We start from the raw sequence: 15538 nt of genomic DNA, 5'->3' as shown, positions 1-15538 counted from the left end.
GGAACAAGACCATGGATGTAAATAACATAGCTTCACAAGCAAATGCAGCCTTTGGGCAGCAGAGCGTCTCAAAAAAGAGTCAGCTAGGTCAACAGGAATTTTTGCACTTGCTGGTAGCCCAGATGCGAAATCAGGATCCCATAAATCCTATGGATGGGGCGGAGTTTGCTTCACAGCTCGCTCAGTTCAACTCTGTGGAACAACTTATTGGAGTGAATGACGGGCTCAAAGTTCTGCAAAGCAGTCAGGACATGATGAGTGCCAGCCTTACAAATTCGATGGCGGCTTCATTGACGGGCAAGCAGGTTAAAGCACTGAGTAACCAAATTCATTTAGATGCCACCGGCAATTCTGAAATTCAGTTCGAGCTTAATAACTCAGCTGATAATGTAGAAGTAATTATTCGTGACGCGAGTGGATCAGAGGTCCGCCGCGAGTCTATCAAAGGTCTTTCAACCGGAGATCATAACTGGACGTGGGATGGAAAGAATTCAGCTGGCGACCGTATGGGCGAAGGTGAATATACAGTAGAAGTACAAGCAGCAAACGGCGATAATCCGGTAGGTTCTCTGGTGTTTATCGAAGGAATTGCGGATCGGGTACGGTACACCTCAGAAGGGGTTTATCTGTCGGTCAATAATGTAGAAATACCTATCGGAGATGTAGAAGAAGTAGGTACAGGGATTTTTTAAAACAACCATTTTAACAAAACAAAAAGGGCACAAAGTAGCACCGCCCGGCAGTACTAAAGGCTGCAATTTTTAAACAACAGGAGAAACTTATGTCATTAGTTAAATCTTTAAACTCAGGTGTCAGTGGTTTGAGAGCTTTTCAAACCAAAATGGACGTCATTGGTAACAACATTGCCAATGTTGAAACAGCAGGTTATAAATCATCATCAGTGACTTTTGCTGAAATGATGAGCGAGCGTTTAGGTCGTTCAGGCGGAGGCGGAGATAATGCACCTCAGCTTAGTAATCAGGTTGGTTTGGGAGTCCGTGTGTCTTCCATTAGCCGTGATTTTAGCCAAGGTGCTATGCAAAGTACCGGCCGTTCTACCGACCTTGCTATCGAAGGTGAAGGATACTTTATGGTTTCGGATGGCGGTGAGAATTTGATGACCCGTGCTGGAAACTTCGTTTTCAATAAGAATGGAAACCTGGTTGATCAAACTGGACGAAATGTACAGGGTTATATAGCTGACAGTGCCGGTAATATTTTAGGCGGGGGAACGGCTGAAAGCATCCGTATCGACTTTGAAAATGCACTGCCTCCAAAACAAACTGAGATGGTAACATTAGCAGGTAACTTGAATGCGAGTACAAGCACCAGCAAAGTACTTCAGTCTCAAAGTGGTTTCACAACAACCAGCGGAGATAATGCAAGTGCAAGCACCCCAATTAATGATTTAAGTCAAACCTTAACCGGTCTCGCAAACGGTGATGTGATTTCTTTTGACGTGACATTGAATGATGGCACTGCATCAACCATCACGCATACATACGCCGCTGGTGATACTTTGGGCGACATGGTTAACAGTTTCAACTCAGGTTTAACAGCTTCAGAGGGTGAACTAACACTTATTGATGGTGTGCTGAACCTTCGTTCTGCTGCTATGGGAGATAGCGAGCTGGATATTTCTGCAGTGTCTGTTACAGGGACCGGAGATATGAACTTTCCGGGAATGCAAATTTCACAAGAAGGGCAGACCAACAAACAAACAATGAGCACCACGGTTTATGATGACCTTGGGAAAGCTCATTCTCTGCTCCTCGAGTTTACTCAGTCAGGAACAAATGAGTGGCAGTATGACGCACGATTCCTGGACGGTGAGACCATCACAAATGGTGCAACAGGAACGGTACAGTTTGATGAACTTGGACAGCTTTCCTCCGGCGACTTACTGAACCTAACCTTTGAGCCAGGGCAGGGAGCAAGTACAACCAGCTTCTCCGTAGAACTTGGAGATTCCACAAATGGAACTCGATTTACTCAATATGCGGGATCAAACTCCGCCAAAGTAATCAGTCAGGATGGTTACACTCAGGGGCAGCTTATCGATGTTGCTATTGATGGTGCCGGTCAGGTTCAGGGAATCTATGACAACGGAAACAGTATGGTATTGGCTCAGTTGGCACTTGCTCAGGTTCAAAACCAAAACGGATTAGAAATGATTGGTGGCGGTATGTACAGAGCTACTTCAGCAGCAGGTGAAATGTTCGTGAACACAGCCGACAGCTTTGCTGGAACAGCAATTAATGCTGGTAACTTAGAAGGGTCAAACGTTGATCTTGCAAAAGAATTCACCAATATGATTACTTCTCAGCGAGCCTATCAGTCTAACGCACGAGTGATTACCACTTCAGACGAAATGTTAACTGAAGCTGTGAACCTCAAGCGATAATAGTAACTAGCAGCTAAAAACTACTTAATACATACATAGGTTAGTTAAGCCCTGTGCTCAGCAATTAAAAAAATTATTGTTGGGGCAGGGCTTTTTTTGCTTATGAAATTTCCAAAATGGTCGATACTAACTAATAACAGATGCTATACAACATCTGAACCAGTTCTGAATAAAAAATGGGGATATCCCCTTAAGAATTTTATTGATGTACCGATAAAGGAATTATGTTAGATCGCTCAACCATCATAGGATTTATTTTAGGCTTCACTCTCGTGATTGGATCAATCATGCTAGAGGGAAGTATACTCATCTTTCTAAGTTTCTCATCGCTGATGATTGTAGTTGGAGGGGCTATCTCAGCCACTATGATCAGTTTCAGTTTTGCGGATATCAAGATCAGTTTCTCTACCACAATGGACCTTATGAAAGTGAAATCGATTGACCTCCGTACCGATATGGAGCTCATTGGGATGTTTGCCCGGCGTGTGCGAACCGGTGGTTTGCTTATTCTGGATAATGATATTAGTCACCTCAAGGATCAGTATTTAAAAAATGGGCTGCAGTTAGCCGTTGATGGATTCAAGGATGAAAGTTTAGACAGTATTCTGACTGACGAGATAAAAGGCTGGGAACGTGAAGTTGAGATATCCATTGGTGTGCTTAACTCGATGTCCTCTTATGGCCCGGCTTTTGGGATGATCGGGACGATTGTGGGATTGGTATTGATGCTTCAAAATATTTCCGATCCGGAAACATTGGGAGCCGGGATGGCAGTAGCGCTGTTAACAACCCTCTACGGCAGTATGTTTTCAAATATGATTTTAGGACCACTGGCTGCCAAGCTGGACTATTTAAGTGAAATTGATCTGAACCGAAAACGGATGTTCAGAGTGGGGATTCTTTCAATTGTGGCGGGCGAAAATCCGCGCATCATGGAAAAGAAGATGCTGATTCATATTGATCCGCACAGCCGGGCTGAGTATGTGAAGCATCACGAGGAATTGAAAATCATTAAAACACGCGACGAGAAGTTCTACAAACTTTGGATCGAACAACAGGATAAAGAATGGGAAAATCTGACGGAAATTCTCAAGACTGGTTAGTCACGTACAGCGACCTGGTTACGCTGATTCTGACGTTTTTTGTGCTCCTGTATACGATGACTTCGGGAGTAGAGGAAAAAGCGTTCAATAGTTTTCTGCAGTATTTCCAGAACGACGCCGGCTTTTTACCCGAGGCTACGGCTATGACTGAAACCATCAATAACCAGGTAGATCCTGAAGAGATGCAGGAATTGGTAGAAGAACAGCTCGAACGGTGGCAATCTTTTGCTGACTTCCTCGAGGAGAACGATTTGACTGACGAGGTGGAGGTGAAAATGATTTCAGACGGGATAAAAATTACGCTGAGTGATTCCCTGACTTTTGAAAGTGGTTCTTCGGAACTGTTGCCCAATGCCAAAGACATTTTGAAACAGGTAGCAGGAATGATTGATAATAAAGTAGAAGAAATTGAGGTGCAGGGTCACACAGACAACGTGCCGATTGCCCGGGATTCCTACTACAAAACCAATTGGCATTTGGGGGCAGGGCGTTCAGTGTCAGTTGTTGAGTTTTTGCAGGAAAGTGCGAACGTAGATCCTCAGCGGTTTAAGGCAACTAGTTTTGGTGAATATCACCCTGTAGAAACCAACGAAACCGTGGAAGGAAGAAGAAAAAACCGAAGGGTAGAAATTTATTTACGGGACCTGATTATTCAGGATGATATTAACCCCATTCAGACATTAGAAGATGACGTTCCAACAACTAACAGCTCAACATTTTAAGATGTACCATCATGGCTGCAGATAAAAATAAAGACTCCAAAGAAGTAAAGCCCAAAAAGAAAAGAGCAGGTGGGCCAAAATTTCTGAAGATTGGAAAATATTTCCTTCTTCTTTTGGTTTTGGTTGGCCAGGGATTTCTCGCTTACCAAATTGTGGATAAATATTATCCCGATGTATATGCAAAAATGAATGAGAAAAGTCCGTCTGATTATGGGACTTATCTTATGGAAGAGCTCGTAGTAAATCCTGCTGAAACTTATGGTAAAAGATATTTATTAGTGGAAATAAGCCTTGAATTAGACGATAAGGACCATATTGCACTTCTTGAAAACAACATCATGAAGGTCAAGCAGGAGCTTATTGAGGCACTTTCATCCAGAACTGTTGGGCAACTTACTCAGGTTTCGGACCGGCAAGAAATAAGGAGAGAACTTTCCGGAGTAATTAATTCTTCCATCGGAGTCCGTTCGGTACGCAATTTGTATTTCACGAAATATGTAATGCAATGATCGTAAACCAAGAACGGAAATTTTTATGGAAGCGATGCTACCCAAGCCAAATTTGGGAAATGTTAAATATGTAGAATCGTACGACTTCAAACAACCGAAGCTGTTTAGTAAGGAGATAATGACTTCGCTCCATACTATTCATGATGTTTTCTCCAGAAACTTGGGGCGTATATTTTCTTCTTCACTTCGCTACAAAGTTGATGTATCTCTTCAGAAGGTTGATCAGCTTTCTTCAACCGAATTTATACAGGGAATAAAGAGCCCAAGTACTATTTACACACTATCGGTTGATAGCCTGGGCGGGGAGATAATTGTGGTATTACCTCCCGAGTTTTGTATTCACCTGATTACAAGGCAAAGTGGTGGAACCGACAGAGAAATATCAGAGAGAAGGGTTCTGACGGTTATTGAGGAAAAAATTATTTCCCGGATCATGTCAACGATCAATAATGAAATTACGATGGCATGGGAGCCTTACGTGGATATCAAAATTGATTCCAGTACTTATCAAAGCAAACCAGAGAACCTCCATCTCACCTCGGTTGACCCCAATATAGTTGTGAAGTTTTTGGTTGATCTGGGGGAAGAAAAACTGGAGTTGATGGTTTCATATTCGTACAGCTTCCTAAAAAAAGCTATGAACGACACCATTATGAGGAAAGGAATGAACTCTTCTAAAGAGCGCCTTTCCGAAGAAGAAATGGAAGCCTACCAACGCACCATCCGGAAGGCAAAAGTACTTATTCAGTCTTTGTTGGGGACAACAAGTTTGACACTGGATGAGATCATGAATTTGAAAGAGGGCGACACAATCCCTCTAAAACAAAAATCCGACAAACCTCTAGACGTACGCATTAACGGCGTAACTAAAATGGCGGCTTATCCCGGAGTGATCCAAGGGCGTCGTGCTGTCAAAATTTTTGAACTCCTCGAAGAAATTAACGAACAGGAACTGGTATAACTATGAAAAACTATCAAGAACAACTAACCAACTACCTCCCGGAAATAGAGAAGTATCTAACTTCTGTACTGCTGGAGGAAACCAAAATCGAGATTACTTCTTTTGAAACCGTTGAAACCGGGGCTTTTCTAGAAAGCATGGATAAAGACGATATCTTTATTCTTACAAGAGATGAAGTAAGTAACTCAGATGTGATTTGTATTCTGGATAAGCACTGGTTCGCGATCCTCTCGAGCATCATGCTGGGTATTGATGAAAGCTCCTTCAATGAAGTGACCAAAGATCTGTTAAAGAAATTTTCTTCAGAGCTTTCAACAACGCTTTCGAAGAAAATGACAGAAGACGGTTTTGAGCTGGATCTTCTGGAGATGGAGGTCTTAACGCTGAAGCATCTTGAGGAGAAATTAAGTCATACCGAATACTTCTTTGGACTAATGGAAGTTGAAGGCCTTTCTGATGACAAAATTAAAGCTGCGGCTCTTTTTGGAAACCCTGAAGCGGTTTTGGTTAAAGAAGAACCGGAAGAAGAAATTGAGGAGGAGGTTAAGGACGAGTCAGGCTTTGAGGAGAAAAACTCTGAGCAGATGGAAAAGATTGGTACTCCGCAAGAAGTAATTTCCGGGCGTTATATCGAATTTGAAGATTTTGACGAGACTACTCCTGCCATCAAAAACGGTGATGGCAACAGCATGGATTTGTTGAAAGACGTAGAAATGGATGTGTCTGTAGAACTCGGACGAATTGAATTGCCACTCGGAAAAGTACTACAACTGGCAAAAGGATCGGTTATTGAACTTGAGAAATTAGCCGGTGAGCCGGTTGATATCCTGGTAAATGGACAGCGTATTGCTCATGGAGAAGTAGTGGTTATTGACGAACACTTCGGCGTTCGAATTTCCAACCTGATTACAACCCGCCAACGCTTAGCTAAGCTGTCGTAATGGATTTGCAAAAAATTCTGTCTCAATCCACAAAAAAGCCACAGAACGTGCTCAAAATCGTTCTGTCGTTTTCGGTAGCCCTCTTGGTTATCTGGATGTTTCTAGTTTCACGAATGGAGTTTTCTACCCAGCAACAAGTGTCTAATCCGGAAGTGCAAGAACGTACCGAAGGGCTTAAAAAAAGCTTGTTGAAAGAAGAAGCAACACCCGTAGTTGCAGAGGGTGAACCCGCAGCTGAACCTGCAGTTTCAAAAGAAGAGGCAGATAGTCCGTTTCAAAATGCCTTTACAACCTTCATCGTGATGATGTCGCTTTTAGGGCTGGTTTGGTTTTGGTCGAAGAAAAAAGGATCTGCCGATGCTTCTGCTGAAAACTCCAGAGATATGGGAGAGCATATTTTAGGACATGGAGCTCAGCTTAAATTTGTAGAAGTCAATAATGAAGTGTGGGTTTTAGGGCTCACAGCCGGCTCTCTGAATCTGCTCCACCGTGTTGCTAAATCTGAATGGACCGAAACGAATGTAGATGAACTTCCTGAGATGAAGGCTGACTCAGCAGATTTCAAATCACTGTATAAAATGTTTAGGAACTGAGATGAAAAGCTTAAACTTGAAACGCATTTTTACGGTTAAAGTCATTCTTGTGATTCTAGGGATGTTCTTGCTGACCCCTTCAAAAGCTGAGGCAGCAGCGACACCGGCATTATCTATTTATAGCGTTACTGCTCCAATGTTCGTGCAGGCCATTCCCCAAATCGACCTTTCAGTAGGGGGCGGGAATGCCCAGGATGAGGATTTCACTCTTCCAATTCAGGCTTTAGTGCTGATTACAGTTCTGTCTTTCGGATCTGCTTTCATCACTATGATGACAAGTTTTACCCGGATTATCGTGGTCTTTTTCTTTTTGAGAATGGGGCTTGGAACTCAGCAATCACCCCCAAATCAGGTTTTGATTGGGCTGGCTTTATTTCTGACGATTTTCATCATGAAGCCGACTTTTGATAAGATAAATGAAGAAGCTATTCAGCCATACATCAATGAAGAGATGACTCAGTTTGAGGCACTAAGTGCAGCGGCCGTTCCTCTTAAAGAATTCATGATCCGCCAGACCTCAGATAATGACCTGCTTTATTTCATGGACATGGCAGAAATTCAAACAGTGGATGATGTCGAATCACTACCTCTGTACGTAGCTGTGCCTGCATATGTGCTGAGTGAACTCCGTATCGCTTTTCAAATTGGCTTTATGATTTACCTGCCTTTTATGGTGATTGATCTGGTAGTCGCTTCCATCTTGCTGGCTATGGGTATTATGTTTTTACCACCTGTAATGGTTTCACTGCCGTTCAAAATTCTTGTTTTCGTATTAACCGATGGCTGGTATCTGCTGGTCCAGTCGCTCGTTGAAAGTTTTAATTAGAAGAAAATGAATATAGATACCGCACTTTATTGGCTTCAGGAAATGTTAACAGCTGTGGTTGTTTTATGCTCACCACCCATGATAGGAGCACTATTTGTGGGTTTGGCAATAGCAATTTTTCAGGCAGCAACTTCCATTCAAGAAATGACCTTGAGTTATATCCCAAAAATGGTAGTAGTGGTTGTTGTTCTCTTTTTCTCTTTCGGGTTTATGCTTCAGTTTGCGGTCGATTTTATGCACCGTATTTTTGAATTCATCCCGTCTATCACCCAATAGAAAATCGCCCAGATTCATGGTAGCCAACCATCTAAAAGCCTGGAGGATACGTCATGGAAGCTGATCTTACGGTCGATATGATTCTATCCGTCTTTCTTGTATTTACACGGGTGGCTGCATTAATCATGACGGGACCATTTTTCAGTGCCGTAGCTTTCCCAAAGCAGGTTAAGCTGTTTTTTGCAATGGCGACCACCATTCTTCTTTTCTTCGCAATTCCGGCCGAAGGGGCTTTTGTTTCGGCGAGCGATGGGACCTTATTCATTTTTACTGCGATTATTTTAGAGGTGTTAGTCGGAGTAGCACTTGGATTAGTAGGACAACTCGTATTTGCCGGACTCGAAATGGCGGGAATGCTCATTAGTTTAAATACGGGCCTTAGTTTTGCCAATATGATCGACACCATGACTCAGCAACAAAATGCTGTATTGAGTAATCTTTTTAGCATGGTTGCTGTGCTTGTTTTTCTCTCTATTGATGGCGATAAAATCTACATAAGTGCGCTGGCACGCAGTTTTGAATTGATCCCGGTTAATGAAGCCCAAATTCATCTAGCCGGGCCATATATGCTCGAAATAGCCACATATCTGTTTACGATTGGTGTGCAAATTGCTTCACCTTTTATCATTGTTTTATTCCTGCTGGATGTATCACTGGCAATTTTTGCCCGAATTATGCCACAGGCAAACATGATGTTCATTGCTCTACCCATCAAATTCGGAGTAGGGATTGCACTACTTATGCTTGCTCTTCCATATTTGCCAACAGCCTTCGATATGATGTTCCAGCATCTCTTTGATTTTGTGGCTGAATTGATGGGCGTTATAGGGCCGGATCAGTTCTAAACTAAAAGGCTTTTTAAGAATTTAGGTTGTTAAGCCTGCAAATCAATATGCCCGCCTTTTTTATCATCTGATGTTTTTGGCTGCTTCGGCTCTTTTGCAGGGGAGTGAACTTTATACCCGGAAATAGACTGCGGGCTTAGCGTGACCTCATCTTCTACATCGATATGAAAAGGGGGATGGTCGTCTTTTCCTTGTCTGTCCTGACGTCCTTTCTTTTGCTTTTCTTCTGCTTCCTGTTTGTGTTTTAGGAGCTCCGGCAGCTTCGTAAATCGTGTTATTTTAGGCACGAGTGGCATAGTTATTACCGAAATATTAGTTGGTATTTCTATTATCGGTACAAAAATGCCAGAATTAAATTAGAATTTTCAGTGTGGGTTATGAAGGCAAAGGTTGCTAAGGTAGATTTGGTAAGCAATTCAGTGCAAAGACTCTTTACAGATGCACTCTTGATGATTAGTCATTCTGAATCATCCGCTGAACTAGATCTAGTATTTATTTCAGAATCTAGCATAAGCTATAAGCAAAGCGATTTTTCTTGTACTTATTATTGCTTGATGAAGCATAATCCTAAAGTCATTCTGAGGGTACTCTCGAAGAATCTTCACAAGCCGACTTCAAGTCCATTACTATTTCCCAAACTTGTAGACTCTTCACCGGTACACGCTGGATTACGAATTGCTAAATAAAGGTATGCTACTGGGGGAGGTGAGAAATTATTGCCAACTTTTCCAATCATCCCAGGTTACTTCCGAAGGATCTTTAAGAGAAATAATTGGCAAGCAGTAGATGACTTAAACTTTCCCGAATTCTTTGGGATCAAGATGACAATAAAGATATGCGTATATACTAAAAACTCTGGTATCAGCTGGCGTGAGCCATTTGTTCCTTATTGAGATCAGCCTTTAGCTGAAGCAGCAATTTCCCAACTATCTGCGAAATACGAGCTTCTGTAAGTTCCAGGAGCAAAGCGATTTCGCTCATCGTCATGTCTTCGTAATAATAAAGCATCAGGATGAGGCGATCTCGTTCTTTGAGCTGCCCGATTTTATGCTGTAGAGCTTGAGTTCGTTCTTTCTTCTCCAGGTTGGTATCGGGTGTTTCGCTATTGGGGTCTTCATGAAAATCATAGAAAGATCCGGAGCTTTCGTCATAAGCCGGACTATCAAGTGAAAGTACGTTCCGCTGCTGTACGTTTGATAACAGTTTGTAATAGTCATCTAAAGGCATAGCGAGCTCAGCTGCAATTTCTTCATCAGAAGGTTCGCGACCTAGTATCTGACTTTGCTGCTGTATGATTTCCTGAATCTGCCCGTAGTTTTTGCGTTGTTTACGTGGGAGCTGATCAATACTGCGAAGATAATCAACAATGCTTCCACGAATGCGGTAATAGGCAAAAGTATTGAATTGGATATTCCGGTCACAGTCGTAGGAATCCAAAGCCTGTAACAGCCCAATAATGCCTGCACTTTCCAGGTCTTCACGATGGGCGAGGGGTTGATCCGGCCTGCTCGTTTTTCCGATAATACTACGAATCAACGGAATAGACTTGCTTATAATCGAGTTTCTTAGCCCGTCTGCAGGGTTTTTGCAATATAATTCTACCAGTTCTTGAAGTGATTTATTCCCCATGACTAATTATCCTCCTTGGATTTTGAGTTTCCACTATTTGGAACAGTTACTCCTCCTGATTCTTCATTCTCCCGCAAAACATTCAGCAAGAAGATGGAAATGTACACCACAGAAAAAAGAATCATAAAAACCAGGATACTCCGATATAATGCCAGCTCAATGTTGACTCCGGATATCATCAGAAGCATGAAAAGAATAAGTGATATAACAGTTATTAGTCTTAGTAACATGGTTTTCTCCTTTATTAGTAAACAGTTTTTAAAGTGGCTTTTTCATCGCGTTGAGCATAAGCCATAATGTTTTGAGCAATAAACTCGAATTCTTTAAGTAACTCTGGTTCCGTCTCAAGATGGATCAATGGCTTTTGCTGTTGAACGGACTCCCGGATGCGATCGCTCGCAGGGATAAACCCAAGGTAATTGGTGTTCTTCTGTAAGAAATAGGTGAGTATGGTATTGAAACGCTCGTAGGTGTTTTCAGCCGTTTCTTCATTCTCAGCATAATTCACGATGCTGGCAAACCGATAAGCAGGGTCTATATTGAACACATATTTGCACAGCCGGTATACATCTGAAATAGCTGTAGGCTCATCAACCAAAACCAACACACCAACATCTGAAGTATCGAGTGCCCAAAGAGCCATATCGCCGGCTCCGGCAGGGGTGTCGATAATAATGAAGTCATGATCATCTTTGAGATAAGCTACTACCTGATCCAAAGCATCCATGAATAAATCAGTATCAAATCGATTTTGACCCGGTTCATTTGCTCCTGTTACCAGGGTGATTCCTGAAGAATAATACGGTAAATCATCAAGTCCGCAATTCCCCTGAATCCAATTACTTACCGTTGCGCTTACTGGTTCGTTCAGCAGGGTAGCACAATTGGCTAATCCGAGGTCAGCATCAAGCAGGGCAACTTTATAACCCAGCTGATTCAGCATAGTCGCAGTGTTAACACTGGCCATGCTTTTCCCGACGCCGCCTTTTCCGCTGATAACAGCAAATACAAATGGTTGTTCTAATGTGTTTGGCTTTTCCATAGTTCTAATTTTCTTGTAATACCTTTTGTGCAAACCACTGCGGGTTAAACTCATTTAAACTGTTCGACAACGAATTGCCTTTGCTCAAATATCTTGCGCTGCACCCCATTTGTTGAAGGAATGGAATAACAGGTCCCCATTTGGTTACCTCATCGAGATGCGTAATAGCCACATAATCGGGTTGAAGGGGATGGTGCGTTGCCGATGAATCACGGAAATAGAACCGGTTCATTGCGGCATTAACTACATAGTGAACTTCCAGAGGAGCCAATGGCGAAAGCATTTGGCGAACTTTCCAGAAGTCCCTGAATGAATTATTCTGTTCGATATCCAGCGATGGGGTATCAATAAATACATGGTCAAATTGGTTGAGCTCGTCAACTAGTTTCGTGACATCCAGGCTTGACTTCACTTCGAAATACGGAATCTCGCGCGAAGCACAGAAAGGCTTTAGGATGGTGAAGTACTCATCATTACTGTTCGTTGTTTTCTGAGGAAATACAGCGATTACGGCTACTCTCTTATCAAAGAGAAAGTCGGAGTGCTGGCTCAACTTCATGATTAGGCTGGTTTTTCCTGCACCCGATGGGCCGGCAAATAGCATAAACTTCTGTGGATCTTCGGTTGGTGCATCTCCAAGAGCTTTGCGGATAATACCTCCAAGCTTGGCCATAAAAAGATCGGTTTGATCATAAGGATCTATTCCCTTTTCAATAATTTCACTAAACCAACCTGCAATAACACTCGTGTTAATTCCCGTTTGTACCAGCTGTTGGAACGCGGGGTGAGAGGCATAGTCTAAATTCGCTGAAATAAGCGCTGAATCTAATAAAGCCTCAAGCTTATCAAAGCGTTTATGTAAGGCTTTAATTTCCCGCTCGTTCTGCCGCGCTGCTATTCCTTGTTGAACAGCAGGAGCCTGTGCTTTAGGTTTCGGTTTTGATGGCTTGAAATGGGTAATGAATTTGTTTCCAGAAGGCTTTTCTTCTTTCAATTCTTCCTGAATATGAGGAGACTTTTGTTCCTCATTTTTTTCTTTTGGTTTGAAAGATTTAGCGGGCCGAACCAGTGCACGGCTATAAATTAAGTCGGAAGGTTTTTCCGGCTCAGCATCTTTTATTTCCTCTGGTTGTTCTTCAACAGCAACATCCGATTCTACCGCACCATTGGTGAAACCGTTGGTATGGCCATTTGTATACCCATTGTGATGACCGTTACTGTATTCCTGTTGCTCTGCAAACTTACGCAGGGAATCGAGCTTATTCTTCTTTGCTTGTCCGCTAGATGGTAAAGCGGGTTCTGAGCTGCTTCTTTCAAATAAAACACCTTCCTCAGGAGCTTCCTTTTGTTTGGGTTGAGCCGGAGGGGTTTGCGGAGTGGAAGATTTCTTTCCATCCGAAAAAATTGTGATTTGAGCCTTTTTATCGGCTCCATCACCTTCTGAAGACTCAATCACCAAGAAATCATCCCCATACATTTGTTGGGCTGTTTTCTTAGCAGCTTCAATCGTTTTCCCAAAAATATTCTTCAGTATCATGCCAGTACGTGTTCTTCAGGTTGTGTTACCGGTTGCTCTAAATTGATCGGTGCCTGTTTCACTTTTTCCGTGTCTTCAATCTTTAGGCGGCCGTATGTTTTAAACTGTACGTCTTGACTAATGTCATTGTACGACAGCACATTTATATCTGGCAAAATTGGTGCCAAAAACTCAAACATAGTATAACGCAAGACCGGCGAAGTCAGTAAAATTGGGTCAAATCCTTGACGTATCATTCCATCAAAAGTGGTAGATGCGCTCTTATATAATTTCTCAATAGAGTCTGGTGTTAAACCCAAGGTGTTGCCGTTCAGTGTTCCTTGTTGGGCCTGGGATATAAGGTGTGACTCCAAACTCGAATCCATCATCACCACGGTAATTTCTTTCTCAGTATTAGTGAATTGTCGGGTGATGGTCTCAGCTAAAGCTGCCCGGCAGTATTCCGTAAGAACATCTGTGTTGGTAGTTTGATGGCAATGGTCAGCGAGGGTTTCGAGGATCGTAACTAAATCTTTGATAGGGACACGCTCACGCAGTAATCGCTTCAACACTTTTTGAATTTCACCGACTTTTAATCCATCTGGTATCAGCTCTTCAACAAGGGCAGGGGACTGCTCCTTAATGTTATCCACCAGTTTTTTCACCATTTGGCGGTCGACCAATTTATGAGCATTTTTCTTGAGGACTTCCATCAGGTGGGTAGTAATTACCGCTCCCGATTCAATTACTGAAAGGCCATATTTTTCCGCCTGAGACTTATTTTTTCCGCTCACCCAAATAGCATCCATTCCAAAAGTAGGATCTTTGGTTTCAATTCCCTGGATGTCGGGCTTAAAGTCGGCAGGTAAAAGCGTAAGGTGGTAGCCCGGGAGAAGTTCGCCTTCACCCTGCATAATCCCTCTCATTTTAATTGTATAGTGATTTGCATCAAGCTGTACGTTGTCTCGAATTCGAATAGAAGGGATGATGATTCCTAATTCAGAAGCAAGCTGTTTTCGGAGTGAAGTCATTCGGTCCAGTAAGTCACCCCCTTGTTCCGCTTCCACCATCGGGATAAGGCTGTAGCCAATTTCCAGCTCCAGAGTATCCATCAAGAGGTAGTTTTCAACCGGATCTTCAGCTTTACCTTCAATAGCTTTAGTTTCGGCTTTTTCCTCTTCAATACGTTCGGTTTCTTCCCGCTGGAAATTCTTATATCCCATGAAAAGGAAGAAGCCAGCTATAGACCAAAATGGTATGACTGGAAGTCCGGGAAGCATTCCCATGAAGAACACAAAAAAGGCACCGATAACTACAGTTTTGGGATTACCCAAAAGCTGGAATTTAAGCTCATCTCCCAAGTTTCCATCTGAAGCAGCACGGGAAACCATAATACCGGCAGCTGTTGAAATAAGAAGTCCCGGAATCTGAGAAACCAGTCCGTCACCAATCGTCATAAGGGTATATTTGGAGGCCGCTTCCCCGATTGGCATTCCTAACTGAACGGTTCCAATAATCAACCCGCCAATAATATTTATAAAAGTGATAAGAAGACCGGCAATTACATCCCCGCGGACAAACTTACTGGCACCATCCATCGCTCCGTAGAAATCAGCTTCTCTGGATATTTCCTCACGTTTCTTTTTTGCTTCTTCATCCGTTAAAAGTCCGGCGGCGAGGTCGGCATCAATCGACATCTGCTTACCGGGCATCGCATCCAAAGTAAATCGAGCGGCCACTTCAGCAATACGAGTAGCACCTTTGGTAATTACCACAAAGTTGATAATCACCAACACGGCAAAAATGATAATCCCAATTACAAAATTACCCTGAACTATAAACCCCCCGAACGATTCAATAATAGAACCAGCGTAACCTTCACTTAAAATGAGGCGGGTGGTTCCAACGTTCAGCGAAAGCCGGAAAAGGGTCAAAATCAAAAGCATTCCCGGGAATACCGCAAATTGCAAAGGCTTGAGGGCATAGAAAGCCACCAACATCACTATAAGGGAAAGCGAAACGTTGAGGGCAAGGAAGAAATCCATGAGTGCCGTTGGGAACGGAATAATCATGATCATCAGGATCATGATGATACTGGAGGAAATAAGGACGTCTGTTTGGAAAAAAGTTCCTTTTAAATGCTTTGCTGTTATTCCGCCAAAGGCCATGTT

At 42.7% G+C, this 15538-nt stretch carries 17 protein-coding genes; 11 read left to right on the top strand and 6 right to left on the bottom strand.

What is annotated here, in order from left to right:
- Positions 1-11 precede the first annotated feature (11 nt).
- From CL667_03780 to fliR, 11 genes are all read left to right on the top strand, one after another.
- Positions 12-692, top strand: coding sequence for a hypothetical protein (locus CL667_03780; GenBank protein MAL16810.1), 681 nt, complete (start codon positions 12-14; stop codon positions 690-692).
- Between the two features lie 89 nt (positions 693-781).
- On the top strand, positions 782-2404 hold the full coding sequence (locus tag CL667_03775; protein ID MAL16809.1) for a hypothetical protein: 1623 nt from the start codon (positions 782-784) through the stop codon (positions 2402-2404).
- A 224-nt stretch (positions 2405-2628) separates the two neighbouring features.
- Positions 2629-3507 carry a motility protein A gene (locus CL667_03770; protein MAL16808.1) on the top strand — a complete coding sequence of 293 codons (879 nt, stop codon included), beginning with the start codon at positions 2629-2631 and terminating at the stop codon, positions 3505-3507.
- Positions 3471-4229 (top strand): hypothetical protein, encoded by a 759-nt coding sequence (locus tag CL667_03765; protein ID MAL16807.1) that lies wholly within the window; start codon positions 3471-3473, stop codon positions 4227-4229. Before CL667_03770 ends, CL667_03765 begins: the two co-directional genes overlap by 37 nt.
- A gap of 11 nt (positions 4230-4240) precedes the next feature.
- Complete coding sequence (locus tag CL667_03760; GenBank protein ID MAL16806.1) at positions 4241-4738, top strand: hypothetical protein; 498 nt, start codon at positions 4241-4243, stop codon at positions 4736-4738.
- A gap of 25 nt (positions 4739-4763) precedes the next feature.
- Positions 4764-5699, top strand: coding sequence for a hypothetical protein (locus tag CL667_03755; GenBank protein MAL16805.1), 936 nt, complete (start codon positions 4764-4766; stop codon positions 5697-5699).
- A 2-nt stretch (positions 5700-5701) separates the two neighbouring features.
- Positions 5702-6640, top strand: a complete 939-nt coding sequence (gene fliN, locus CL667_03750; protein MAL16804.1) for a flagellar motor switch protein FliN — start codon at positions 5702-5704, stop codon at positions 6638-6640.
- The gene (locus tag CL667_03745; GenBank protein ID MAL16803.1) at positions 6640-7233 is read left to right on the top strand and encodes a hypothetical protein; all 594 of its coding nucleotides are present in this window, start codon (positions 6640-6642) and stop codon (positions 7231-7233) included. The genes fliN and CL667_03745 overlap by 1 nt, the downstream gene beginning before the upstream one ends.
- Position 7234: 1 nt before the next feature.
- Positions 7235-8059, top strand: coding sequence for a flagellar biosynthetic protein FliP (gene fliP / locus CL667_03740; GenBank protein MAL16802.1), 825 nt, complete (start codon positions 7235-7237; stop codon positions 8057-8059).
- Between the two features lie 6 nt (positions 8060-8065).
- Positions 8066-8335: a flagellar biosynthetic protein FliQ gene (gene fliQ, locus CL667_03735; protein MAL16801.1), complete on the top strand. Its 270-nt coding sequence runs from the start codon at positions 8066-8068 to the stop codon at positions 8333-8335.
- A gap of 53 nt (positions 8336-8388) precedes the next feature.
- Positions 8389-9180 carry a flagellar biosynthetic protein FliR gene (fliR, locus tag CL667_03730; protein ID MAL16800.1) on the top strand — a complete coding sequence of 264 codons (792 nt, stop codon included), beginning with the start codon at positions 8389-8391 and terminating at the stop codon, positions 9178-9180.
- A gap of 29 nt (positions 9181-9209) precedes the next feature.
- On the opposite strand, the gene CL667_03725 is transcribed toward fliR, so the two are convergent.
- The 6 genes from CL667_03725 to flhA all read right to left on the bottom strand — a co-directional run bounded on the left by CL667_03725 (position 9210) and on the right by flhA (position 15535).
- Positions 9210-9476 (bottom strand): hypothetical protein, encoded by a 267-nt coding sequence (locus tag CL667_03725; protein MAL16799.1) that lies wholly within the window; start codon positions 9474-9476, stop codon positions 9210-9212.
- Between the two features lie 565 nt (positions 9477-10041).
- The gene (locus tag CL667_03720) at positions 10042-10809 is read right to left on the bottom strand and encodes a FliA/WhiG family RNA polymerase sigma factor (protein ID MAL16798.1); all 768 of its coding nucleotides are present in this window, start codon (positions 10807-10809) and stop codon (positions 10042-10044) included.
- Positions 10810-10811: 2 nt separating this feature from the next.
- A complete protein-coding gene (locus tag CL667_03715) occupies positions 10812-10997 on the bottom strand; it encodes a hypothetical protein (protein ID MAL16797.1) in 186 nt (61 codons plus the stop codon).
- A gap of 56 nt (positions 10998-11053) precedes the next feature.
- A complete protein-coding gene (locus CL667_03710; protein ID MAL16796.1) occupies positions 11054-11905 on the bottom strand; it encodes a cobyrinic acid a,c-diamide synthase in 852 nt (283 codons plus the stop codon).
- Positions 11856-13388, bottom strand: coding sequence for a hypothetical protein (locus CL667_03705; GenBank protein MAL16795.1), 1533 nt, complete (start codon positions 13386-13388; stop codon positions 11856-11858). Before CL667_03705 ends, CL667_03710 begins: the two co-directional genes overlap by 50 nt.
- Positions 13385-15535: a flagellar biosynthesis protein FlhA gene (gene flhA / locus CL667_03700; protein ID MAL16794.1), complete on the bottom strand. Its 2151-nt coding sequence runs from the start codon at positions 15533-15535 to the stop codon at positions 13385-13387. Before flhA ends, CL667_03705 begins: the two co-directional genes overlap by 4 nt.
- Positions 15536-15538: the final 3 nt, after the last annotated feature.

It is taken from the genome of Balneola sp., assembly GCA_002694685.1.
GTDB lineage: Bacteria > Bacteroidota > Rhodothermia > Balneolales > Balneolaceae > Gracilimonas.
This window is presented reverse-complemented; position numbering and strand designations above follow the sequence as displayed.

What these genes read in the sequence shown, in the direction of transcription:
- CL667_03780 (MAL16810.1), top strand. Translation starts at nt 12, where the DNA reads ATGGATGTAAATAACATAGCTTCACAAGCAAATGCAGCCTTTGGGCAG.
- CL667_03775 (MAL16809.1), top strand. Translation starts at nt 782, where the DNA reads ATGTCATTAGTTAAATCTTTAAACTCAGGTGTCAGTGGTTTGAGAGCT.
- CL667_03770 (MAL16808.1), top strand. Translation starts at nt 2,629, where the DNA reads ATGTTAGATCGCTCAACCATCATAGGATTTATTTTAGGCTTCACTCTC.
- CL667_03765 (MAL16807.1), top strand. Translation starts at nt 3,471, where the DNA reads ATGGGAAAATCTGACGGAAATTCTCAAGACTGGTTAGTCACGTACAGC.
- CL667_03760 (MAL16806.1), top strand. Translation starts at nt 4,241, where the DNA reads ATGGCTGCAGATAAAAATAAAGACTCCAAAGAAGTAAAGCCCAAAAAG.
- CL667_03755 (MAL16805.1), top strand. Translation starts at nt 4,764, where the DNA reads ATGGAAGCGATGCTACCCAAGCCAAATTTGGGAAATGTTAAATATGTA.
- fliN (MAL16804.1), top strand. Translation starts at nt 5,702, where the DNA reads ATGAAAAACTATCAAGAACAACTAACCAACTACCTCCCGGAAATAGAG.
- CL667_03745 (MAL16803.1), top strand. Translation starts at nt 6,640, where the DNA reads ATGGATTTGCAAAAAATTCTGTCTCAATCCACAAAAAAGCCACAGAAC.
- fliP (MAL16802.1), top strand. Translation starts at nt 7,235, where the DNA reads ATGAAAAGCTTAAACTTGAAACGCATTTTTACGGTTAAAGTCATTCTT.
- fliQ (MAL16801.1), top strand. Translation starts at nt 8,066, where the DNA reads ATGAATATAGATACCGCACTTTATTGGCTTCAGGAAATGTTAACAGCT.
- fliR (MAL16800.1), top strand. Translation starts at nt 8,389, where the DNA reads ATGGAAGCTGATCTTACGGTCGATATGATTCTATCCGTCTTTCTTGTA.
- CL667_03725 (MAL16799.1), bottom strand. Translation starts at nt 9,476, where the DNA reads ATGCCACTCGTGCCTAAAATAACACGATTTACGAAGCTGCCGGAGCTC.
- CL667_03720 (MAL16798.1), bottom strand. Translation starts at nt 10,809, where the DNA reads ATGGGGAATAAATCACTTCAAGAACTGGTAGAATTATATTGCAAAAAC.
- CL667_03715 (MAL16797.1), bottom strand. Translation starts at nt 10,997, where the DNA reads ATGCTTCTGATGATATCCGGAGTCAACATTGAGCTGGCATTATATCGG.
- CL667_03710 (MAL16796.1), bottom strand. Translation starts at nt 11,905, where the DNA reads ATGAGTTTAACCCGCAGTGGTTTGCACAAAAGGTATTACAAGAAAATT.
- CL667_03705 (MAL16795.1), bottom strand. Translation starts at nt 13,388, where the DNA reads ATGATACTGAAGAATATTTTTGGGAAAACGATTGAAGCTGCTAAGAAA.
- flhA (MAL16794.1), bottom strand. Translation starts at nt 15,535, where the DNA reads ATGGCCTTTGGCGGAATAACAGCAAAGCATTTAAAAGGAACTTTTTTC.